This window comes from Allobosea sp. 05T439 (assembly GCF_056396005.1).
Window position 1 is genome coordinate 90874 of sequence record NZ_JBFTKP010000005.1, and the last position, 21219, is coordinate 112092.

The 21219-nt window shown below is 65.6% G+C and carries 22 protein-coding genes, 1 other RNA gene and 1 pseudogene; 13 read left to right on the top strand and 11 right to left on the bottom strand.

The window, feature by feature from the left end; all coding sequences use genetic code 11:
- Positions 1–3: 3 nt before the first annotated feature.
- On the bottom strand, positions 4–1059 hold the full coding sequence (locus AC1DIO_RS07490) for a YihY/virulence factor BrkB family protein (protein WP_441504997.1): 1056 nt from the start codon (positions 1057–1059) through the stop codon (positions 4–6).
- A gap of 259 nt (positions 1060–1318) precedes the next feature.
- Here AC1DIO_RS07490 and AC1DIO_RS07495 point away from each other — a divergent pair, with 259 nt between their 5' ends.
- A complete protein-coding gene (locus AC1DIO_RS07495) occupies positions 1319–2023 on the top strand; it encodes an outer membrane protein (protein WP_441490535.1) in 705 nt (234 codons plus the stop codon).
- Positions 2024–2039: 16 nt separating this feature from the next.
- On the opposite strand, the gene recR is transcribed toward AC1DIO_RS07495, so the two are convergent.
- The 5 genes from recR to AC1DIO_RS07520 form a co-directional block, all read right to left on the bottom strand.
- Complete coding sequence (gene recR, locus AC1DIO_RS07500) at positions 2040–2645, bottom strand: recombination mediator RecR (protein WP_441490534.1); 606 nt, start codon at positions 2643–2645, stop codon at positions 2040–2042.
- Positions 2646–2658: 13 nt separating this feature from the next.
- The gene (locus AC1DIO_RS07505) at positions 2659–2979 is read right to left on the bottom strand and encodes a YbaB/EbfC family nucleoid-associated protein (RefSeq protein ID WP_113516833.1); all 321 of its coding nucleotides are present in this window, start codon (positions 2977–2979) and stop codon (positions 2659–2661) included.
- A gap of 24 nt (positions 2980–3003) precedes the next feature.
- Entirely contained in the window at positions 3004–4857 is a 1854-nt protein-coding gene (locus AC1DIO_RS07510; RefSeq protein ID WP_476853286.1) for a DNA polymerase III subunit gamma/tau, read from the bottom strand.
- Between the two features lie 139 nt (positions 4858–4996).
- Positions 4997–5093, bottom strand: an RNA gene (gene ffs, locus AC1DIO_RS07515) — signal recognition particle sRNA small type.
- Positions 5094–5174: 81 nt separating this feature from the next.
- Complete coding sequence (locus tag AC1DIO_RS07520) at positions 5175–5450, bottom strand: hypothetical protein (RefSeq protein ID WP_441504998.1); 276 nt, start codon at positions 5448–5450, stop codon at positions 5175–5177.
- A 216-nt stretch (positions 5451–5666) separates the two neighbouring features.
- Between AC1DIO_RS07520 and rpmH the strand changes: the two genes are divergently transcribed.
- From rpmH to AC1DIO_RS07570, 10 genes are all read left to right on the top strand, one after another.
- Complete coding sequence (gene rpmH, locus AC1DIO_RS07525; RefSeq protein ID WP_038364779.1) at positions 5667–5801, top strand: 50S ribosomal protein L34; 135 nt, start codon at positions 5667–5669, stop codon at positions 5799–5801.
- 11 nt (positions 5802–5812) lie between these two features.
- The gene (gene rnpA, locus AC1DIO_RS07530; RefSeq protein WP_441490530.1) at positions 5813–6256 is read left to right on the top strand and encodes a ribonuclease P protein component; all 444 of its coding nucleotides are present in this window, start codon (positions 5813–5815) and stop codon (positions 6254–6256) included.
- A gap of 46 nt (positions 6257–6302) precedes the next feature.
- The gene (gene yidC / locus AC1DIO_RS07535) at positions 6303–8195 is read left to right on the top strand and encodes a membrane protein insertase YidC (protein ID WP_441505118.1); all 1893 of its coding nucleotides are present in this window, start codon (positions 6303–6305) and stop codon (positions 8193–8195) included.
- Positions 8196–8290: 95 nt separating this feature from the next.
- A complete protein-coding gene (locus AC1DIO_RS07540) occupies positions 8291–8923 on the top strand; it encodes a CatB-related O-acetyltransferase (protein ID WP_476853287.1) in 633 nt (210 codons plus the stop codon).
- Between the two features lie 9 nt (positions 8924–8932).
- On the top strand, positions 8933–9598 hold the full coding sequence (yihA, locus tag AC1DIO_RS07545; protein ID WP_441505000.1) for a ribosome biogenesis GTP-binding protein YihA/YsxC: 666 nt from the start codon (positions 8933–8935) through the stop codon (positions 9596–9598).
- 108 nt (positions 9599–9706) lie between these two features.
- Positions 9707–10075, top strand: coding sequence for a DUF423 domain-containing protein (locus tag AC1DIO_RS07550; protein ID WP_441490527.1), 369 nt, complete (start codon positions 9707–9709; stop codon positions 10073–10075).
- Positions 10076–10157: 82 nt separating this feature from the next.
- A complete protein-coding gene (argB, locus tag AC1DIO_RS07555) occupies positions 10158–11057 on the top strand; it encodes an acetylglutamate kinase (RefSeq protein WP_043234901.1) in 900 nt (299 codons plus the stop codon).
- Positions 11058–11133: 76 nt separating this feature from the next.
- Positions 11134–11280, top strand: a complete 147-nt coding sequence (locus AC1DIO_RS07560; protein WP_441505001.1) for a hypothetical protein — start codon at positions 11134–11136, stop codon at positions 11278–11280.
- A gap of 187 nt (positions 11281–11467) precedes the next feature.
- Positions 11468–12211, top strand: a complete 744-nt coding sequence (locus AC1DIO_RS07565) for a pyrimidine 5'-nucleotidase (RefSeq protein WP_441505002.1) — start codon at positions 11468–11470, stop codon at positions 12209–12211.
- Positions 12212–12420: 209 nt separating this feature from the next.
- Positions 12421–13617, top strand: coding sequence for an O-succinylhomoserine sulfhydrylase (locus AC1DIO_RS07570; protein WP_441505003.1), 1197 nt, complete (start codon positions 12421–12423; stop codon positions 13615–13617).
- Positions 13618–13703: 86 nt separating this feature from the next.
- Here AC1DIO_RS07570 and hemA read toward each other — a convergent pair whose 3' ends face one another.
- The 3 genes and pseudogenes from hemA to AC1DIO_RS07585 all read right to left on the bottom strand — a co-directional run bounded on the left by hemA (position 13704) and on the right by AC1DIO_RS07585 (position 16574).
- Complete coding sequence (hemA, locus tag AC1DIO_RS07575) at positions 13704–14915, bottom strand: 5-aminolevulinate synthase (RefSeq protein WP_441505004.1); 1212 nt, start codon at positions 14913–14915, stop codon at positions 13704–13706.
- 90 nt (positions 14916–15005) lie between these two features.
- Positions 15006–15805 (bottom strand): annotated as a pseudogene (locus tag AC1DIO_RS07580) (SDR family NAD(P)-dependent oxidoreductase).
- A 145-nt stretch (positions 15806–15950) separates the two neighbouring features.
- A complete protein-coding gene (locus tag AC1DIO_RS07585) occupies positions 15951–16574 on the bottom strand; it encodes a 2-hydroxychromene-2-carboxylate isomerase (RefSeq protein ID WP_441505005.1) in 624 nt (207 codons plus the stop codon).
- Between the two features lie 307 nt (positions 16575–16881).
- Here AC1DIO_RS07585 and AC1DIO_RS07590 point away from each other — a divergent pair, with 307 nt between their 5' ends.
- Positions 16882–18513, top strand: coding sequence for an HAL/PAL/TAL family ammonia-lyase (locus AC1DIO_RS07590; protein ID WP_441505006.1), 1632 nt, complete (start codon positions 16882–16884; stop codon positions 18511–18513).
- Positions 18514–18581: 68 nt separating this feature from the next.
- Here the strand turns inward: AC1DIO_RS07590 and AC1DIO_RS07595 are convergent, their stop codons facing one another.
- Positions 18582–19841, bottom strand: coding sequence for an allantoate amidohydrolase (locus AC1DIO_RS07595; RefSeq protein ID WP_476853288.1), 1260 nt, complete (start codon positions 19839–19841; stop codon positions 18582–18584).
- Positions 19842–20040: 199 nt separating this feature from the next.
- On the opposite strand from AC1DIO_RS07595, the gene AC1DIO_RS07600 reads away from it, so the two are divergent.
- Positions 20041–20418, top strand: coding sequence for a glyoxalase superfamily protein (locus AC1DIO_RS07600; protein WP_441505008.1), 378 nt, complete (start codon positions 20041–20043; stop codon positions 20416–20418).
- A 48-nt stretch (positions 20419–20466) separates the two neighbouring features.
- Here the strand turns inward: AC1DIO_RS07600 and AC1DIO_RS07605 are convergent, their stop codons facing one another.
- On the bottom strand, positions 20467–21213 hold the full coding sequence (locus AC1DIO_RS07605; RefSeq protein WP_069878438.1) for an SDR family NAD(P)-dependent oxidoreductase: 747 nt from the start codon (positions 21211–21213) through the stop codon (positions 20467–20469).
- Between the last annotated feature and the right edge of the window lie 6 nt (positions 21214–21219).

The following is a 21219-nucleotide window of genomic DNA, read 5'->3' on the forward strand; positions in this document are numbered from 1 at the left end:
CGCCTACTCGTCCGCCATGGCAGCACCGACCCTGTCCGCCATGGTCGCGCCCCTGCGGCCGAGAGGCTTGGGTCGCCCGATCGTGGTGTCGCGCTCGGTCTGATGCTCGAGTTCGGCATTGAGTTCGGCACCGGCGAGCACGATCATCGCCGACAGCCAGAGCCAGGTCATGAAGACCACCACCGTCGAGAGCGAGCCATAGGTCGCCGTGTAATTGCCGAGCGTGCCGACATACCAGGAGAAGGCCCATGACGCGGCCGCCCAGAGCAGCGAGGCGGCGATCGCGCCTGGCATGACCCAGGCGAAGCGCGGCCGCCGCCTGCTCGGTCCGATCCAGTAGAGGCAGGCGATCGCCAGCGTCGCCATCACGACGAAGGTCGGCCAGCGCACCAGCCGGACCAGTTGCTCGAGTTCGTAGTGGAACGGGAAGAACGCGGAGATGACCGGCAGGATGGCGATCGCGATCAGCGCCGCCATCAGCAGCACGACCCCGCTCAGCGTGGTCAGCAGCGAGATCAGGTTCAGCTTGAAGAAGCTGCGCTTCTCCCGTTCGCGATAGATGATGTTGAGCGCATCGAAGACCGCCTTCACCGCGGCGTTCGCACTCCAGGCCGCCACGAGCAGGCTGACAAGGACAGCAAGGGACAGGCCGGTGCTGGATTGTGTCGCAAGCCGCATCGCTTGCTCGCGGATCAACTCGCGTGCGGCAGTTGGAAAGACCGTGGTGAGGCTGTCGAGCTGGCCGGCGATGGTCAGCGGGTCGGTGAAATAGCGGTACAGCGCGACAAGGAGCGAGAGCGCCGGGACAAGCGAAAGCAAGGTGAAGAAGGCGACCGCACCAGCCAGAGAACTGAGACGGTTATCGGCAACATTGCCGGCAAAGCGCAGCAGGACATCCTTCCAGCCAAGCCAGGTCATCTCGAGCGGCGAAGCCGCGTCGCGGCCGCGTGCAACCTCCTCTCGCGAAGGCCGCGCACGCCAGCGCGAGATCGCCTCGGCCACGTAGCCCAGCGCCACCCCCGCGCCCGCTGCGCCCGTGATGCGTTTCAAGAAGGCCATGAAAAGTCTCCGCCGCCGCGGTGGGTCGACACGCGGCCTGGCACCAGCCTAGGGCAAACCGGGCGGACGACGAGTTTGTTCCCTGCGCGGCGGGCCACCCCAGGCCGCTTATCCGTTTGTTAACCTTAACAGTTCCTAATCAGAGCCAGAAAACGCGCGCTTCACATGCGTCAGCAAAGGCTTGCGACCTCCTCGTCCCGGATGACGGGAGGCACCGCATCTGGCCACCCGATCGGCGAACGACATACAGAGACCTGCGATGAAGATGTTCCTGAAAGCCGGCCTTGCGAGCCTCGCACTTCTGGCTGGCGGCGCGGCCTCCGCGGCGGACATGCCCTATCGCAAGGGCACGCTGCCGCCGGCTCCTGCACTGCCGGAATTCTTTTCCTGGACCGGGTTCTACGCCGGCGGCCAGATCGGTTATTCCTGGGGCTCGGAGCGCACCCGCTTCATCGCCGCCAACGGCATCGGCGCGGCTTTCACCTCCGATACCGATTCGGTGCTCGGCGGCGGACATGCCGGCTTCAATTACCAGTTCGGCTCCTATGTCCTCGGCATCGAAGGCGATATCGAGGCCCTGAATAGCGATGGGCGCTTCCGTCATGCCCTCGGCATCGGTGAGGTGAAACGCGACTGGCAGGCTTCGGTGCGCGGTCGCCTGGGCTTTGCGATGGACCGCTTCATGATCTATGCCACGGGTGGCGCGACTTTCACCGAGTTCGACCAGCAGCTCTTCGATCCGGCTTCGGGAGCACGTGACAGCGCCCAGACATCGCGCTCGGGCTGGAGCGTGGGCGGCGGTCTTTCCTTTGCGCTGACCGACCACCTGATCGCCGGCGTCGAATACCGCTACACCGATTTCGGCCGGTTCAACCGCCTGGCGCGCGGCGCCTTCCTTGGCGTGACGACCGATCAGGATTCGACGCTGCATAGCGTCCGCACGAGCCTGAGCTACAAGTTCTGACGGGACGAAGCCCGGATCAGAAGCCCGTGCGCTGGCGAATGGCGGCAGCGAGCGTGCCGTCGTCGAGATAGTCGAGCTCGCCGCCGACCGGCACGCCATGGGCGAGCTTCGTCACCTTGACCGGCAAATGGGCAAGCAGATCGGTGATGAAATGCGCCGTGGTCTGCCCGTCGACCGTGGCGTTGAGCGCCAGGATGACCTCCTTCACGGCCGGGTCGGAGGCACGGGCCACCAGCGCATCGAGCGTCAGGTGCTCGGGCCGGATGCCGTCGAGCGCCGAGAGCACGCCGCCCAGAACATGATAGCGCCCTGAAACAGCGCCCGAGCGCTCGAGCGCCCATAGGTCGGAGACGTCCGCGACGACGACGATCACCCCATCGTCGCGGCGGGCGTCGCGACAGACCGAGCAGGGATTGCTGGTATCGATATTGCCGCAGGTCGTGCAGACGACGATGCGTTCGCGCGCGGTCGCCATGGCCTCGGCGAGCGGGCCCAGAAGCTGCTCGCGCTTCTTGACGAGATGCAGGGCAGCGCGCCGGGCCGAACGCGGCCCGAGGCCCGGCAGCTTGGCGAGAAGCTGAATCAGCCGCTCGATCTCGGGGCCGGCAATGGCGCGTGACATGCGGGCCTGCAGCTCAGAACAGTTTCATGCCGGGCGGGATCGGCAGGCCCTTGGTGATCTCAGCCATGCGCTCCTGCATCACCCGCTCGGCGCGGGCGCGGGCGTCGGTGCTGGCCGCGACGATCAGATCCTCGAGTATCTCGCGCTCGTCGGCCATCATCAGGCTCGGGTCGATCCGGACCGACTTGAGCGCGCCCTTGGCGGTCATCGTCACGGTGACCATGCCGCCGCCGGAGGCGCCCTCGACCTCGATCGTGTCGAGCTCGGCCTGAACATCGGCCATCTTCTGCTGCATCTGCTGCGCCTGCTTCATCAGGCCCATCATGTCGCGCATGGTGTCTCTCCGTATGCGAAAGTGTCAGAAATCGACGCCGTCGAAATCCGGCTCGCTGTCGTCGAACAGCGGCTCGGCATCAGACATGTAATCATCGTCGGCCGAGCCCGAGGATTGCGCCTCGGCAGCTTCAGCCGCGCGCGGATCGCGCACGTTGACAATGCGGGCGCCGGGAAAGCGCTCCAGGACAGCCTTCACCGCTGGATGAGCGGCAGCGTCGCTCTCGCGCTGGTCTTTGGCGGCAACGGCCTGCTCGCGCAGCGTCGCGCCCCCCTCCGTATTGACGATGACGACCATCCAGGTCTGTCCCGTCCATTCCTTGAGGCGGCGCGACAGATCATTGGCGAGCGTGCGTGAACCACCTTCGACCAGGGCGAACTCGATCCGCCCCTGTTCGAAGCGAACGGGCCGCACATCGCGCTCGAGCGCAATCTTCAAGGTGATGTCGCGATTCTGCGAGGCGAGCGCGACGATATCTTCGATCGAAGCGACGAGCACGGCCGGGGCCGCAACCGCACGAGGGGCGGCAGCGGGCGCGGGGTTCGCGCTGGCGAGCACAGGCCGTGCCGCGAGCGCCGTGTTGCCGCCACCGGAGGGAGGGCGGGGCGYTGCGCCCCCCCCGCCATTGCCCGATCCGGCGGGAGAGCCATTGCCGTCGCGCAGCATCCGCATGGCCTCGTCGGGCGTCGGCAGGTCGGCCGCATGGGTGAGACGGACCAGCACCATCTCGGCCGCCATCACCGGCCTGTCGGCCTGTTTCACCTCAGCCATGCCGCGCAACAGCATCTGCCAGGCGCGGGCCAGCACGCGCACCGACAGTCGGGCCGCGAAATCACTGCCGCGCACGCGCTCGGCCTGGCTCAGGCCGTTATCCCGGGCGGCTTCGGGCACGAGCTTCAGACGCGTCACCAGATGGGTGAACTCGGCGAGATCGGTCAGCACCACGACCGGATCGGCACCGGCATCATATTGCGCCCTGAGTTCACCGAGCGCCGCCGCGATATCGCCCTTCATCACCGACTCGAACAGGTCGATGACGCGGGCCCGGTCGGCGAGGCCGAGCATGGAGCGCACATCCTCGAGCGTGATTCGGCCGGCCGCATGGGCGATGGCCTGGTCGAGGATCGAGAGAGAATCGCGAACCGAGCCTTCGGCGGCGCGGGCGACGGCACCGAGCGCCTCCTCTTCGGCGTCGACCCCTTCGGCCTTGCAGATGTTCGAGAGATGGCCGACGAGCAGGCTGCCATCGACCCGGCGCAGATCGAAACGCTGGCAGCGCGACAGCACCGTCACCGGCACCTTGCGGATCTCGGTGGTGGCGAAGATGAACTTTGCGTGCGGCGGCGGCTCTTCCAGGGTCTTGAGGAAGGCATTGAACGCCGCCCCGGTCATCATGTGCACTTCGTCGATGATGTAGACCTTGTAGCGTGCGGAGACCGGCGCATAGCGCACGCTGTCGTTGATCTGGCGGATATTGTCGACGCCATTGTTCGAGGCGGCATCGATCTCCATCACGTCGATATGCCTGCCCTCGATGATTTCGCGGCAATGCAAGCCGAAACGCGAGAGATCGGTGGTCGGCCCACCCGCCCCATCCGCGCTCTGGAAATTCAGGGCACGCGCCAGGATGCGGGCCGTGGTCGTCTTGCCGACACCGCGGACGCCCGTCAGCATCCATGCCTGCGGGATGCGGCCGGCGGCGAAGGCGTTGGTCAGAGTACGCACCATGGCGTCCTGGCCGATCAGGTCGCCGAAATGGGCCGGACGGTATTTGCGCGCAAGCACCCGGTAAGGCGCCGCGGTCGCGACGGGCGCTGGCGCGAGGCCGGGAAAACCCAGCTCTTCAACGGAATCGGCAGCGGCGGTCTCGTCGGTCATCCGCATGCTTTCGCCAATCGGGAGGCGACGGTCAACGCCGGACTTGCAATACTCCGGCCGGGACGAGGCAGGAGCGGCCCCGATCCAAGGCTTGGATCGAAGACCTGGCAAGCGGGAGCAGCGCGCAAGGCAGCCGCAAAGTGGGAGGCTGGACGAAGACCCGTTCGGTCTCGTTAGGGCTGCTTCCTTCCGGACCTGACCCGGTTGGCGAGTGAGACGTCCCTCGCCAACCTCCCGGGCGCTATATCGTGCATGTCGATCGAGAGCGCAAGCGCGAGCTACGCCTTGTCGCGCAGTTCGCCCGGGCGCTTCCCCTCCTACCGCGCGAAGAGATTTTGCCGCGCGAAGAGATGATTTTGCCGCGCGAAGAGATGTTGCGCATGGGCATCAAGGATCGCATCTGACCGAAACCAGCCGCTCGGCCGCCTCCCCAGCGCCGGCGCGAGCCGCTCTATGACAGAGCCGGCCCGATGAACCTCGGCGTCGTCAGCCTTGCCGCACGGGCGGCCCCTGGCGACGCCCTGCCTCTTTTCACGATCGAAGGCCCTCTGCACGCCGACTGCGTCGCGGCTCCTGATGATCAACGTCTTCAAGGCACGGGCGGGCCGAGGAGCCGGGCCTGTCGATCCGCGCGGCATCGTCGCAGGATGCGCCTTCGGCATTGACTCGCCCCCGCCCTTCCGCCATAAGCCCGCGACCTGCGCAGCCTTTCGGGCGGCGCCGCCCCTTTTGCATGACAGGCTTGGCCGGCCGATTTTCCCCAGCGGGAACCCGGTCGCCATGCCGGAACAAGGCCCCGGAGACGGACCGTGAAGAGAACCTATCAACCCAGCAAGCTGGTTCGCAAGCGCCGCCACGGTTACCGCGCCCGTATGGCGACAAAGGGTGGCCGCAAGGTCATCGCCGCCCGCCGGGCGCATGGCCGCAAGCGCCTGTCGGCCTGAGCGACCGGCGCGTGACCTGCGCGCCGTTTCCGGAAGACAGGCCCATCGCCATGCGCCACGCCCGTCTGACCGAACGCAAACAGTTTCTGGCGGCGGCCGAGCATGGCCGCCGTTTTCGTTCGCCTGCCTTCACGGCGCAGGTGCGCGATGCCGCGGGTGAAGAAGGCCGTCACGGCCTGCGCCTCGGCCTGACCGCTTCCCGCAAGGTCGGCGATGCCGTTGAGCGCAACCGCATCCGGCGCCGTCTGCGCGCCGCCGCGAAACAAGCCCTTGCCGCCCAGGCCGACCGGCCCTGCGATCTCGTGATCGTCGCGCGGCGCGAGGTGCTGACAGCTCCGTTTTCCGCGCTGATCGCCGATCTTTCCGTCGCACTCGATCGCGCCAGACCCGCAAAACCCGGCCGCAGGCCGACCGACAAGCGCCCCACCAGTGGTGGCACCCGTCCCCAGCCTTAGGCCAAAAGCCCTTCGGGGCATTCAGCGAGATCCGTTTCCGGTCATGATGAAAGAAGACAATCGCAACCTGCTTCTGGCGATCACCCTGTCGGTGGTCGTGCTGCTCGGCTGGCAGTTCTTCTACGGCGTGCCGCAGATGGAAAAGCAGAAGCAGGCCGCGCAGCAGAGCCAGCAGGCGCAGACCCAGACGGCCCAGCCGGGCTCGTCGGCTACTCCGGCTCCGGCGACCGTTCCAGGCCAGCCGGCAGCGACCGCCGCTCCCGGCACGGCCCAGGCCGTCGCTGCTGTCGAGACCCGCGAGCAGGCGCTCGCACGCGGTCCGCGCGTCAAGATCGACACGCCCAAGATCGCCGGCTCGATCTCGCTCACCGGCGCGCGCATCGATGACGTCTCGCTCAGGGCCTATCACGAGACCGTAGACCGCAGCAGCCCGAACATCGTGCTGCTCTCGCCGCTCGGCGGACCCAACGCCTATTATTCCGATTTCGGCTGGGTCGCCGCACCCGGCGCCAATGTGGTGCTGCCGAATGCGACGACCGTCTGGACCGCGGACGCCCAAGTGCTGCGCCCCGGTACGCCGCTGACGCTGACCTGGGACAATGGCCAGGGCCTGTTGTTCAAGCGGATGATCTCGGTCGATGACAACGCCATGTTCTCGATCCGCGACGAGGTCGAGAACAAGGGCGGTGCGCCGGTCACGCTGTATCCGTTCGGCCAGGTGGTTCGCCACGGCAAGCCGCATACGCTTGGCTACTACGTGCTGCACGAAGGCCTCGTCGGCAATCTCGGCGAGCAGGGCCTGCAGGAATACACCTACGACAAGATCGACAAGGAGCCGACGCTCTCGCCCGGCACCACCGGCAAGGTCTGGAAGGACGCCGTCGGCGGCTTCCTCGGCATCACCGACAAGTACTGGGCGGCCGCGGTCATCCCCGATCAGCAGCGCAAGTATGACGGGCGCTATTCCTCGGTCCAGACCGGCAATTCGCACACCTACCAGGCCGATTTCCTGGGCGAGGCCGTCACGGTCGCGCCGGGCGCCAGCGCGACCGCCAATGCCCGGCTCTTCGCCGGCGCCAAGGAAGTCGCGGCCATCGACGGCTACGAGAAGAATCTCGGCATCAAGCGCTTCGAGCTGATGATCGACTGGGGCTGGTTCTATTTCATCACCAAGCCGCTCTTCTTCGTGATGGACTGGGTCTACAAGCACGTCGGCAATTTCGGCGTCTCGATCCTGATCGTCACCGTGCTGCTCAAGGCCCTGTTCTTCCCGCTCGCMAACAAGTCCTACGCCTCGATGGCGAAGATGAAGGCGGTGCAGCCGGAGATGCTCGCCATTCGCGAGCGCTACGCCGACGACAAGATGAAGCAGCAGCAGGCTCTGATGGAGCTGTACAAGACCCAGAAGATCAACCCGCTCGCCGGCTGCTGGCCGGTACTGGTGCAGATCCCGGTCTTCTTTGCGCTCTACAAGATCCTGTTCATCACCATCGAGATGCGGCACGCGCCGTTCTTCGGCTGGATCAAGGATCTTGCCGCGCCCGATCCGACCTCGGTCTTCAACCTGTTCGGGCTGCTGCCCTTCGCGGTCCCCGCGATGCTGATGATTGGCGCTTGGCCGATCTTCATGGGCATCACCATGTTCATCCAGATGAAGATGAACCCGGAGCCGCCCGATCCGGTGCAGAAGATGATGTTCACCTGGATGCCGGTGTTCTTCACCTTCCTGCTCGGCTCGTTCCCCGCCGGTCTGGTGATCTACTGGAGCTGGAACAACCTGCTCTCGATCGTCCAGCAGGGCTTCATCATGCGCAAGCACGGTGTGAAGATCGAACTGTTCGACAATCTGAAGAGCATGTTCGGCAAGAAGCCGGCTGCGGCGGCAGCAACGGCCACGCCGGCGCCCGGAAAGCCGGCGAACAGCAACAAGGCGAAGTAAGCCTCCGGGCTGCGACGCGGCGCCCCTCTCCCTCGGGAGGGGGGCTTTTGCTTTTTTCGGACCTTGTTCCCGCTGCTTTCGAAAGGGAGCCTTCCATGCCGCTTCCCGATCCGCGGACCCTTCACCCGATCCCGGGCTGGAAGGGCACGGCCTTCCTGAAGGCCGTCGTCGACCACCCGCTGATCGAGGTCGGCGACTACAGCTATTATKACGACTCGCGCGGGCCGGAGCATTTCGTCGGCCGCTGCGTGCGCTATCACTTCGACTTCATCGGCGACCGGCTGATCATCGGAAAATTCGTCGCCATCGCCCAGGCGGCACAGTTCATCATGAATGGCGCGAACCACCCGATGGGCGGCTTCTCGACCTATCCATTCCAGATGTTCGGATTCGAGGGCGCTCCCGAGATGACGCCGGACAGGCTTGGCCTGCGTGGCGACACGGTGATCGGCAATGATGTCTGGATCGGTCGCGAGGCGGTGATCATGCCCGGCGTGACGATTGGCGACGGCGCCATCATCGGGACGCGGGCCCAGGTCTCGCGCGATGTGCCACCCTATGCGGTGGTTGTCGGCAATCCCGGCCAGATCGTAAAGATGCGCTTCCCGGCCGAGACGATCGCGGAACTCCTCGCCATTCGTTGGTGGGATTGGGATGCAGAGACAATCTCCCGCAATCTCGGTGCAATCGCCGGCGCCAACATCGACGCCTTGCGCGCCGCCGTGTAGGCAGGACCCATGACAACAAGCACGACAACCCCCTTCACTCCGGACGAGATCGAGAGCGCTCGCAAGCTCTTCGAAGGTCCCTGGGATTTCGTCTGGGCCTCGACCAAGATCGACGACCTGCCCCCCATGGTCGGCCAGGAGATCGCCTTTGCCGGGCGCTCCAATGTCGGCAAGTCGAGCCTGATCAATGCCCTGACGCGGCGCAATGCGCTGGCGCGGACCTCGCATACGCCGGGCCGTACCCAGCAGCTCAATTTCTTCCGCCAGGTCGGGCATGATGAGCGCCTGACCATCGTCGACATGCCCGGCTACGGCTACGCCGCCGTCGGGCGCGACAAGGTCGCGGCCTGGACCAATCTGATCCACGAATACCTGCGCGGCCGCTCCAACCTGATGCGGGTCTATGTGCTGATCGACGCCCGCCATGGCATCAAGGATGTCGACGGCGCGGTGCTGGAGACGCTCGACAAGGCCGCCGTCTCCTATCAGGTCGTGCTGACCAAGGGCGACGCGATCAAGAAGGCCGACCAGCAGTTCATGCAGGAAGCGACCTTCGACGAGATCAAGCGCCGGCCGGCCGCCTTCCCCGAGGTGCTGCTCACCTCGAGCGAAAAGGGCCTCGGCATTCCGGAGCTGCGCGCAGCGATCGCGCGCGTATTGGCAGAGCGGGCATAAGCCTCGCGGCTGCCGTGATGGCGAGGGAGGCGAGGCAATCCGGCCAGTCCTCCTCGCGAGGCCCCGCACGCCAGCATTTCGGTCCGGTCCAGAGAAAGTGATCCTGCCATGAGCGCCGCAAAGATTCATCTCACGCTGGCCGCGCTGATGGGCCTTGCGGGCGTGACGCTCCTGGCTGCGGCAGCGCATGGGCCAGGCACGAGCGGCCTCCAGACCGCCGGCCAGATGCTGCTGACCCACGCTCCCGTGATCCTGGGCGCAACGGCCGCACGCAAGGCCGGGTTGCTCTCCGATCTGCTGGCGCGTGTCGCGCTCTCCGTCATCATCCTCGGCGTCGCGCTCTTTGCCGCCGATCTCACCCGGCGTGGCTTCTATGACGAGCGGCTCTTTGCGGGCGCCGCACCTGCTGGCGGCTTCCTGATGCTGGCCGGCTGGCTCGCTCTGGCCTTCTCCGCCCTGTTCGCGCGGCGTAGCTGAACCGCGCCCGCCGGCTTCCGCCCCGGCCATTCTTCGGCTAGAAGGCCCGGCGCGCGATCCTCGCGTCCCGCGGAGCCTGCCGATGATCAATCCCGCCGTCCACCTGACGCCGTCGCAATCGGCAGAACTGCTGGTTCAGGCGCTGCCGCATATGCAGCGCTACGATCAGGAAATCATCGTGATCAAATATGGCGGCAACGCCATGGGCGATGCCGCGACCGCCGAGGATTTTGCCGAGGATATCGTCCTGCTCGAGCAGTCCGGCCTGAAGCCGGTCGTCTGCCATGGCGGCGGCCCGCAGATCGCCCGCATGCTCGACAAGCTCGGCATCAAGTCAGAGTTCAAGCAGGGCCTGCGGGTCACCGACCGCGCAACCGTCGATGTCGTCGAGATGGTTCTGGCCGGCTCGGTCAACAAGGAGATCGTCGGCTACATCTCGCGCGAGGGTGGCAAGGCGATCGGGCTCTGCGGCAAGGACGGCAATATGGTGACCGCCCGCAAGGTGACCCGCACCGTCGTCGATCCCGATTCCAAGATCGAGCAGGTGCTCGATCTTGGCTTTGTAGGCGAGCCTGAAGCGGTGAACATCAGCGTGCTGGAGGCCGTGCTGAAGGCGGAGCTGATCCCCGTGCTGGCACCAGTCTGTGCCGCCGCCGACGGCCAGACCTACAACGTCAATGCCGATACCTTTGCGGGCGCGATAGCCGGTGCACTCAACGCCAAGCGCCTGCTGCTGCTGACCGATGTGCCCGGCGTGCTCGACAAGGACAAGAACCTGATTCCGGAGCTCACGGTGGAGCAATGCCGCCGCCTGATCGCGGACGGCACCATCTCCGGCGGCATGATCCCGAAGATCGAGACCTGCATCTACGCGCTCGAAAAGGGCGTCGAGGCGGTMGTCATCCTTGACGGAAAGATCCCGCACGCGGCGCTGATCGAGCTTTTCACCGATACCGGCTCGGGCACCATCATCAGAAGGTGATCCACCTTTGCCGGTGATGCGTGCCGGCAGCGACAGGTTCATCATCCTCCCGGGGGGCGTCTCGGGAGGAGCGATCATGGATTACTCGATCACCATCGCGCTCGGCCTCGGCCTCTCGCTGGCCATGGTCGGTCTTGCACTCGTCCGCACCATGTCGCGACGGCGAGAGGATATCGCGCGTGTCCCGGCGCGAAGCGCCAGGTCGTTTCGGGACGAAAGGTAGGGAGACGGGCCGCATGTGTCTCATGCGCGACCCGTTCACGCCACATGCGGCGCTTGAGAGAACGGCCTGATCATTGCTCTGATCGCGGGTCAGCAGCCTGACCGCCGATCGGCCAGTGTCGTCGCACGTCGGTAAACCTTTGCGGAAGACTTGCATGCGACGCTGACGTCGCCACATGACATAGCCCATGAATCAGAAACCGATCATATCCGCCGTTACGCCGCTCCTGCCGAATGCGGAAGCCTTTGCGCATGTCGAGCACTGGGTTTTCGATCTCGACAACACGCTCTATTCGCACGAGGCAAAAGTCTGGCCGCAGGTCGATGAGCGCATCACGCTGTTCCTCGGCGAGCTGTTCGGGCTCGACGGGCTGTCGTCGCGGGCGCTGCAGAAATACTATTACCAGCGCTACGGCACGACCCTGAAGGGATTGATGGAGGAACACGGCGTCGATCCCGACGATTTCCTCGATTTCGCGCACCAGATCGACCTCTCCCTGCTCGATCCCAACCCCGCGCTTGGCGACGCCATCGCCGCCCTGCCGGGGCGCAAGCTCATCCTCACCAACGGCTCGCGCGGACATGCCGAGAATGTCGCGGGCAAGCTCGGTATCCTCCACCATTTCGAGGACATCTTCGACATCGTCGAGGCTGGCTTCCTGCCCAAACCCGAGCGCGCGACCTATGAGCATTTCCTGACGAAACATGCGGTCGATCCCAGCCGCGCGGCCATGTTCGAGGACATCGAGAGGAACCTGCTTGTCCCCAACGCGCTCGGCATGAAGACCGTGCTGATCCTGCCGCAGACGCCGGACCCGTTCCGCGAAGCCTGGGAGCAGGCCGCGATTGAAGCCGGCCATGTCCACCACGTCACGACCGACCTCACCGGCTTCCTCACCCCGCTCGGGCGCCCGCCGAAACCGTCACGCTAAGACATCGGCCCGAAAAGTGGATTGCGGTTTTCGGGGAAGCCGATGCAATCACAGATAGTTAGATCATCGGACCGGTTACTATATCCGGCCCGATGATCTAAGGCGCAGATCTCGGGCGTTCCTTCCGGAGAATTTTTGTCCGTCTTTACGAACGATGGCTGAGCTGTTATTCCCTTTGTCCGTTATAACGAACGGCCGGAGTTCAGTTCATGTCAGGTCCAGACGCTGGCGCAAAGGCGCTGCATCCCGAAACGCGGCTGGTTCATGCCGGCACCCTGCGCTCGCAGTTCGGCGAGACGTCGGAAGCGCTCTTCCTGACGCAGGGCCATGTCTATGACAGCGCCGAGCAATGCGAGGCGCGCTTCCTGAACAAGGATCCGGGCTTCCAATATGCCCGCTTCTCGAACCCGACCGTGACCATGCTGGAACAGCGCATGGCCGCCTTCGAGGGGGCCGAAGCCTGCCGCGCTACGGCGACCGGCATGGCCGCCGTGACGGCAGCAGTGATGAGCCTGGTGCGTGCTGGCGACCACGTCGTCGCGGCGCAGGCCCTGTTCGGCTCCTGTCGCTATGTCGTCGAGGATCATCTGCCGCGCTACGGCGTGGAATCGACGCTGGTGAACGGCCCGGATCTCGAGGCCTGGCGGAAGGCCGTGCGGCCCAACACCAAGGTCTTCTTCCTGGAAAGCCCCGCGAACCCGACACTCGAGGTCATCGACATCGCGGCCGTCGCCGCGCTGGCGAAGGAGGTCGGCGCCAAGCTCGTGGTCGACAATGTCTTCGCGACCCCGCTCTTCCAACGTCCGCTCGAACTCGGTGCCGACTGCGTCGTCTATTCGGCAACGAAACATATCGACGGGCAAGGCCGCTGCCTCGGCGGACTGGTCCTCGCCTCGGAGGACTTGATCCAGAGCGAGATCCAGATCTTTCTGCGCCAGACCGGGCCGGCGATGTCGCCCTTCAACGCCTGGGTGATGCTGAAGGCCCTGGAGACGCTGCCGCTGCGCGTCAACCGGCAGGCGCAGAGCGCCGCGATCCTTGCCGCCTGGCTGGCCAAGCAGCCCAAGCTGCCGAAAGTGATCTTTCCGGGCGACCCCAATCATCCGCAAGCCGAGATCATTGCGCGCCAGATGAGCGGTCCCTCGACCCTGATCGCCTTCGAGGTCAGTGGCGGCAAGGAGGCCGTCTACCGCCTGCTCAATGCGCTCAAGCTGATCCGCATCTCCAACAATCTCGGCGACGCCAAGAGCCTGATCGTGCACCCCGCCACGACGACCCATCAGCGCTTCACGCCGGAGATTCGCGCCAGCATGGGCGTCACCGACGGGCTGGTGCGCTTCTCGGTCGGGCTCGAACATCCCGACGACCTGATCGCCGATTTCGAGCGTGCGTTGGCGGCGGTCTGAGGGCCGCCCTCAGCCAAGTGCAGAGCCGGGACCCAGAGCATTCCGGAATGGGTTCCGGAGCTCCCGTTCGGGAGAGGTCGGCGCGGCTATGCCGCGCGCTTCAGTCCCACCCTGCTCCAGATCTCGGTCAGCGCCACCACGAGCTGATCGATATCCGCATCGCTGTGCAGCGGCGACGGCGTGATGCGCAGCCGCTCGGTGCCGCGCGGCACCGTCGGATAGTTGATGGGCTGGACATAGATGTCGAAGCGCGCCAGCAGCTCGTCGCTGATCGCCTTGCACAGCCCCGCGTCGCCGACCATCACCGGGACGATATGACTGGGATTGGCGAGATGCGCGATGCCGACCGCGTCGAGCCGGCTCCTCAACGCCATGACCCTGTCGTTCTGGCGCTCGCGCTCGACTGAGCTCGTCTTGAGATGACGGATCGCGGCGAGCGCCCCCGCCGCAAGGTTCGGCGGCAGGGAGCTCGAGAAGATGAAGCCCGAGGCAAAGCTGCGGACATAGTCGCAGAGCGCGGCCGAGCCAGCGATATAGCCGCCCATCACGCCGAAGGATTTGGCCAGCGTGCCCTCGATCAGGGTCAGGCGATCGCTGAGGCCGTCGCGCTCGCTGATGCCGCCGCCACGCGGCCCGTAGAGGCCAACAGCGTGGACCTCGTCGATATAGGTCATGGCACCGAACTCGTCGGCAATGTCGCAGAAGGCGGCGACCGGGGCTATATCGCCGTCCATCGAATAAACCGACTCGAAGGCGATCAGCTTGGGCCGGGCCGGATCGATGCTCTGCAGCTTGCGGCGCAGATCGTCGGGATCATTATGGGCGAAGATCAGCTTCTCCGCGCGCGAATGCCGGATGCCCTCGATCATCGAGGCATGGTTCAGCGCATCGGTCAGGACGACGCAGCCCGGGAGCCGGGAGGCCAGTGTCGAGAGCGAGGCCCAGTTCGACATGTAACCGGAGTTGAAGAGAAGCGCTGCCTCCTTGCCGTGCAGGTCGGCCAGTTCCCGCTCAAGCAGCACATGGTAGTGGTTGGTGCCGCTGATATTGCGGGTGCCGCCGGCACCAGCGCCGCAACCGGCAAGGGCCTCCTGCATCGCGGCCAGCACGTCGGGATGCTGGCCCATGCCGAGATAGTCGTTGGAACACCAGACCGTGATCTCGCGGGGCCCGTCCGCGCCATGGTAGCGCGCACGCGGAAAGCGCCCGACGATGCGCTCCAGATCGGCGAAGACCCGGTAGCGTCCCTCCTTGCGAAGCGCGTCGAGCTCCGTGCGGAAGAAGTGTTCGTAGTCCATGGGTGGCCTCCTGCGACGGGCCTCTCCTACGAGAGAGGAGCCTAACGCGAAATGGTGCGCGGTGTCGCGGGGGCCGTTACGGAACGACGGTTACGGCATGTACTGGCCGCCATTGACCTCGAGAATCTGGCCGGTGACGAAGCTGCCGAGTGTCTCGGAGGCGAGATAGAGGAACGCGCCGACGCATTCATCCGCCTTGCCGAGCCGGTCCATCGGGATGCCGGCCTGCATCGCGGCGAGTTGCTCGGGGGTCGAGTAGCGCTCGTGGAACGGTGTCATGATCACCCCGGGCGAAACGGCGTTGACCCGGATCCTGTGTTTGACCAGTTCGGGAGCCCAGCCGCGGGTCGCCGTCGAGATGAACCCCTTTGAGGCGGCGTAGAGCACGGAGCCTGGGCCGCCACCAATGCGCGCCGCGACCGAGCTGACATTAACGATGCTGCCGCCCGTGCCTGCGCGATCAGGGTCCTGGCCGCCTCGCGCATGAAATGCGCGACCTGGCGGATGTTGAGATCGATGATGTCGTCGATGATGCCATCGTCATAATCGGTGACCGGCACGCGCTTCACCAACCCGCCGGCATTGTTGATCAGCACATCGAGTCCGCCGAGGCCCGAAAGCGCCTCGGCCATGATGCGCGGAATCTCGCCGCTCTCCGTGACGTCGCCGCCAATCAGCACAGCCTTGCCACCGGCCGCCTCGATCTCGCGGGCCACCGCTTCCGCCTTGTCACGGCTGGCATTGTAGTGAACGCCGACGCGAGCGCCATTGGCACCGAAGGCCCGCGCAGCCGCCGCGCCAATGCCGGTGCTGGCACCGGTGATCAGTACTCTCTTGCCCCTGAGATCAGCCAATTGCGGCCAGTTCGGTGTCGAATGATCCTGTGTCATCGCGCTCGGCTCTCCCTTAATCGATTGAATTCTTGAGCACGCCTAGGAGGCGTTCCTGAACCATATCGCCTGGGGCACGGCATGCCAGCGCCTCGGTCGCAGGGCACCCGAGGCGTCGCGTCAGATCAGGCCTGCGAGAGCCTGATCAGGCTTGCGGGAGATAGGCAGCCCGCCCGCTCGCCAGAGCGGAGTCGAGGAGTTCGATACGGTCCTGGCCCCAGAAGACCTCGCCATCGAGCACATAGGAGGGCGCCCCGAAGACACCGGCGGCGATCGCGTCAACGCGATTGGCTTCATAGCGCTCAGAACTCGCCGCGCTCTCGGCGGCCGTCAGCAGGGCCTCGGCCGGAAGCCCCTCCGCGGTGGCCAGCCCGGCGATCACCGAGCGATCGCCCATGTCCCGCTCGTCCGACCAGATGGTGTGGAAGGCGCGGCGCAGGAACGCATCGGGATCATGGCCAGCCGCCACCACGGCGGTGACGAAGCGATCCGCCAGGGAAGGATCGAACGGCACATGCTTCGGCTGCAACACCAGCGGCAGGCCACGCCGTTCGCGCCAGCGCTGCAGCTCAACGAGACGATAGCGCTGGCGCGAGGGGTGGCGCTTCGGCAGCGGCAGTCCGCCCGTCTCGTCGAAAACCGCCCGCACCGGCATCGGCCGGTAGGTCACCGTCGCGCCATGGCGCTTGGCGGTCTCAAGGAAAGCCGCATGGCCGAGATAGGCCCAGGGCGAGGACAGCGTGAGGAAATAGTCGATCATGCGAGGCATTGGCAGGCGAATCCGTTGTCAGGAGCGCTCAAGATGAGGCGTTCGGTGCACAATGCGCTGCCGGGGGCTGAGCCACCAATTCCAAATCTTGACCTCGCCCATCAGTGCACGGCCTTTTTCATTGCTGCAGCCACGCCACAAGGACCGGCCGATTATTCACGAAACGGCAAAGCTGCTTGGTTTGAAACCTGAATCCGTCTTGGATCAAGGAGTTAGGGCGCAAAAACCGCCGGAAAGCCGGTTTCCCCTTTCGGATGCCATGCTCTAGACCAGAGGAAACAGAACGGACCACGCGGAAGGGACGAGCATGGCGGTTTCGATCGACGGGCGCACGCTCAAGGGCAAGCAGGTTCTCAAGGTCGCAAGGCCGGGCCCTTCCGGTCGCTACGAGAAGGCCGGCCTCGCCAAGGCGGCACGCGAGCGCATTGCGGCGACACGCGCCCATATCGATGCGCATTTCATGACCGACGATGCGCCGTTCATGTATTCCTTCAACACGGGTGTCGGCCTGTTCAAGGACCAGCGCGTGCTGATGTCGGAGATGACCGAATATCAGCGCAAGAGCGTCTACGCGCACGCGACCGGCATCGGAGAGCCTTTCCCTGAAGACGTGACGCGCGCCACCATGCTGCTGCGCGCCAATGCCTTCGCCTCGAATTATTCCGGCCCCCAGGTCGAGCTCGTCGAGCGCCTGCTCGCCTGCCTCAATGCCGGCGTGCACCCGGTGATCCCGCAGAAGGGCTCGGTCGGCGCCTCCGGCGATCTCGCCCCGCTCGCCCATATGTCGGCGGCTGTCTGCGGCTTCGCCGAAGCCGAAGCGATCTACAAGGGCAAGCGCATGCCGGCGCGCGCTGCGCTGGCGAAGGCTGGCCTCACGCCGGATTTCCCGCTCGGCGCCAAGGATGCCTCTGCCCTGATCAACGGCTCGACGGTTTCGCTCGCGCTCGGCGTGCTGGCGAGCGAGGATGCCAAACGTCTGGTCAAGGCGGCCGATATCGGGCTCGCGCTTTCGCTGGAGGCGATGCGGGGCGAGCTTGCAGCCTTCGATCCGCGCGTCCACGCCGCGCGTCCCCATCCGGGCCAGGGGCTGGTGGCCCGCAATATCCTGAAACTGACGCAGGGCTCGAAGCGCTGCTCGGCTTCGGCCCGCGAGACGATCTACCCCGACGAGATCGGCCGCACGCCCGGCAAGCCGCCGTCACCACGCGTGCAGGATGTCTATTCGCTGCGCTGCGGCCCGCAGGTGCATGGCCCGGCACGCGAGGCGCTCGACTACGTGCTGCGCGTCATCGGCACCGAGACCAACTCGGCCACGGACAACCCGCTGATCTTCGAGGAAAGCGGCAGCTACACCGTGATCTCCGGCGGTCATTTCCACGGCCAATACGTCGCGCAGGCGATGGACCTACTCGCCATGGCCATGACCGATCTCGGCTCGATCTGCGAGCGTCGCCTCGCCCGGCTGATCGACCCGACGCTCAGCTACGGCCTGCCGCGCAACCTGCTCGCCGGCAAGCGCGGCCTGAATACCGGCTTCGCCACGGTGCAGTGCTCGATGTCGGCGCTGGTGATGGAGAACCGGACGCTGTCGTCGCCGGGATCCGTCGATTCGATCCCCGGCAAGTCGAATGCCGAGGACCATGTCTCGAATTCGACCTGGTGCGGCCGAAAGGCCCGCACCGTGGTCGAAAATGTCGAGATGATCATTGCCATGGAAATCCTGATGGCCTGCCAGGCGCTGACCCTGATCGCGGAGACCGCCAAGGGCCATCCGCTCGGCCGGGGCACGCAGGCGGCGCTCGACGCGTTGCGCGAGACGATCCCGCCCGCGCTCGACGGCGACCGCTGGTACGCTGCCGAGATGAATCAGGCGACGGCGCTGGTGCGCTCGGGCGCGATCGTCGAGGCGGTCGAGGCGGTGGTCGGGACGCTCGAGTAAGGCCAGCCGTCACGCGGTTTTTGCACGAAAATAGCTGCTCGGCGCGTACAGCCGAGCAGGACGAGGGGTTACCCCTCCTGCCGCGCCAGCTCCAGGACGGTCTCGAGCAGCACCCGGATCGCGATGCCGGCGTCGAGTTCGGTMATGTTCTCCAGCGGGGAATGGCTGATGCCCCTCTCGCAGCGGACGAAGAGCATGGCTGAGGGACAGAGCCGTGCCATCGCCATGGCGTCATGGCCGGCGCCGGACGGGAGACGGCGAGCACTGAGGTTCGAGCCCGTACGGGCGATGCCCGTCGCAAAGGCCTCCTGCAGCCGCTCCGCCATCGGCGTCGCATCTTCCTGCGAATAGGGCGTGATCTCCAACCCGACACCGCGCCGAGCCGCGATCGCGGCGAAGCGCTCGGCAATGGCCTTGTCCATGCTCGCCAGCGTCTCGTTGCGCGGCGAGCGGAAATCGACGGTGAAGTCGACCGCGCCGGGCACGACATTGGTGGCGCCCGGATCAGGCCTGAACACCCCTACCGTGCCGACCGCCTGCTCATGCGCAGCCGCAATATCCTCGAGCGCCAGCGCCATCTCCGCGGCAGCCGCAAGTGCATCCTTGCGCAGCTTCATCGGAACCGTCCCGGCATGGCCGGCCTCGCCGGTGACGCGGACCCGGGCCCGCTTCTGGGCGTTGATGGCCGTGACGATGCCGACGGCTTCGTTCTCGCTCTCCAGCACCGGACCCTGCTCGATATGGACTTCGAGATAAGCCTTTACGGAGCCGGGCTTGCGCTTCAGCGCAGCAATTCCCGATGGGTCCCCGCCGAAGGCGACGAGCGCATCACGCAGCACCACGCCATCCGCATCCCGGGAGTCGAGCCAAGCCGTATCATAGTGCCCGATCAAAGCCGACGAGGTCGAAAGGGAGGTCGGAAAACGCACCGTCTCCTCGTCCCCGAAACCGACCACCTCCAGTGCGAAGGGCAGGACGATGCCGGCATCGCGAAGCGCCTGCGCTGCAAGGATACCGGCGACGACGCCGAGATTGCCGTCAAACCGGCCGCCATCCTTCACCGTATCGATATGCGAGCCGATCAGCACGGCGGGAAGACCAGGCTTTGCGCCCTCGCGACGGCCCTGGACCGATCCGGCGGCATCGATGAAGGCGTCGAGCCCCGCCACTTCCATCGCGCCCTTCGTCCACTCGGCAGCCTGCCGATGCGAAGGGGAGAGGTAGAGACGGGTGATCTTGCCCGGCTCGTCGGTGAAGCGGTTCAGTCCATCGAGTGCGGCAAAGGCACGGGCACCAAGGACGGCGGCGGAGGGAAGTGAGGCGGTCATGGCGAAACCATAGCGCATCGGCCCTGCGGGGGAAGCAGCCAGAGGCGTCCCCAGGTCGAATTTCCATGACTGGCGCGACAGCCCATCCGCCTGCTAATCATCCAGCCGGAGCACCGTCTCTCTTCACCCCCTGGAAAGCACTCGTCCGCGCCGCACCGCCGGTACCGGGTGAAGCGGCTCCCCATCGCGAGACGTTGCCATGACCGACCCAATCGACCACGGAATCCGCTTCGGACGGATTGCCGCCATGTTGCCAGTACGCGACATGGACAAGGCCCACGACTTCTACACACGGGTGCTCGGCTTCCGAAAAACCTTCGAGAACGGTGTCCCCGTCGGCTTCATGATCCTGAAGCGCGATGAAGCCGAACTGCATCTCACCCTGCAGAAGACGCATCTCGCCGCGCCATTCAACGTCGCCCATCTGATGGTCGGCGATGCCGAGGCCCTGCACGCGATTTGCCAGCGCGAAGGGCTGCGTATCATCAAGGGGCTGCGGGACCAGGAATACGGGCTGCGGTCCTTCGTCTTCGCCGATCCGGACGGCAACCGGATCGATGTCGGCCAGCGCCTCTGACCGAAAAGGCAAACCGCGCCCCGCAGAACCGCGCGGCGCGGATCGGGATCAGTAAGTCGCGCGCCCACCCGACAGATCGAACACCGCGCCTGTGGTGAAGCTGTTCTCGGCGGAAGCCAGGAAACCGACCATCGAGGCGACCTCGTCAGGCTGCAGGAAACGGCCGCGCGGGATCTTGGCCAGCATGTAGCCGATATGCTCTTCGCTCATCTGGTCGAAGATGCGGGTCCGCGCCGCTGCGGGCGTGATGCAGTTGACCGCGATATCCTTGTCGGCGAGTTCCTTGCCGAGCGATTTGGTCAAGGCGATCACCGCCGCCTTCGAGGCGGAATAGGCCGAGGCGTTGGGGTTGCCTTCCTTGCCGGCGATCGACGCGACCAGCACCAGCCGGCCGTAATTGCGCTTCAGCATTCCGGGTATCACCGCCTGGCAGCAATGCAGCGTGCCATCGACATTCAGGCGCATGATCTTCGCCCATTCGTCGAGCGGGTATTCCCAGGTCTTCAGGTTGGGGCCCGCGATGCCGGCGCTGGTCACGAGGATATCGACGCTGCCGAGGCGAGCCTCGAGCGCGTCGGCCGCCCGCTTCACGGCGGCGGCATCGGTGACATCGATGGCGATCCCGGTCGCCCCCTTGCCGATCTCGCCCGCCGCCTTTGCTGCGAGCGCGCCATCGAGGTCCCAGATCTCGACCTTGGCGCCACTCGCCGCGAAGCGCTCGGCAACCGCACGGCCAATCCCCTGCGCTCCACCGGTCACAATGGCGACGCGACCGTCTAAATCGATTTGGTTCATGGCAAG

Excerpts from the sequence above, each read along its gene's own strand:
- yihA (WP_441505000.1), top strand. The coding sequence starts at position 8,933 with ATGACAACAAGCACGACAACCCCCTTCACTCCGGACGAGATCGAGAGC.
- recR (WP_441490534.1), bottom strand. The coding sequence starts at position 2,645 with ATGTCACGCGCCATTGCCGGCCCCGAGATCGAGCGGCTGATTCAGCTT.
- AC1DIO_RS07590 (WP_441505006.1), top strand. The coding sequence starts at position 16,882 with ATGGCGGTTTCGATCGACGGGCGCACGCTCAAGGGCAAGCAGGTTCTC.
- hemA (WP_441505004.1), bottom strand. The coding sequence starts at position 14,915 with ATGGACTACGAACACTTCTTCCGCACGGAGCTCGACGCGCTTCGCAAG.
- AC1DIO_RS07605 (WP_069878438.1), bottom strand. The coding sequence starts at position 21,213 with ATGAACCAAATCGATTTAGACGGTCGCGTCGCCATTGTGACCGGTGGA.
- AC1DIO_RS07495 (WP_441490535.1), top strand. The coding sequence starts at position 1,319 with ATGAAGATGTTCCTGAAAGCCGGCCTTGCGAGCCTCGCACTTCTGGCT.
- AC1DIO_RS07585 (WP_441505005.1), bottom strand. The coding sequence starts at position 16,574 with ATGCCTCGCATGATCGACTATTTCCTCACGCTGTCCTCGCCCTGGGCC.
- AC1DIO_RS07505 (WP_113516833.1), bottom strand. The coding sequence starts at position 2,979 with ATGCGCGACATGATGGGCCTGATGAAGCAGGCGCAGCAGATGCAGCAG.
- AC1DIO_RS07490 (WP_441504997.1), bottom strand. The coding sequence starts at position 1,059 with ATGGCCTTCTTGAAACGCATCACGGGCGCAGCGGGCGCGGGGGTGGCG.
- AC1DIO_RS07550 (WP_441490527.1), top strand. The coding sequence starts at position 9,707 with ATGAGCGCCGCAAAGATTCATCTCACGCTGGCCGCGCTGATGGGCCTT.
- AC1DIO_RS07600 (WP_441505008.1), top strand. The coding sequence starts at position 20,041 with ATGACCGACCCAATCGACCACGGAATCCGCTTCGGACGGATTGCCGCC.
- AC1DIO_RS07565 (WP_441505002.1), top strand. The coding sequence starts at position 11,468 with ATGAATCAGAAACCGATCATATCCGCCGTTACGCCGCTCCTGCCGAAT.
- AC1DIO_RS07570 (WP_441505003.1), top strand. The coding sequence starts at position 12,421 with ATGTCAGGTCCAGACGCTGGCGCAAAGGCGCTGCATCCCGAAACGCGG.
- AC1DIO_RS07560 (WP_441505001.1), top strand. The coding sequence starts at position 11,134 with ATGGATTACTCGATCACCATCGCGCTCGGCCTCGGCCTCTCGCTGGCC.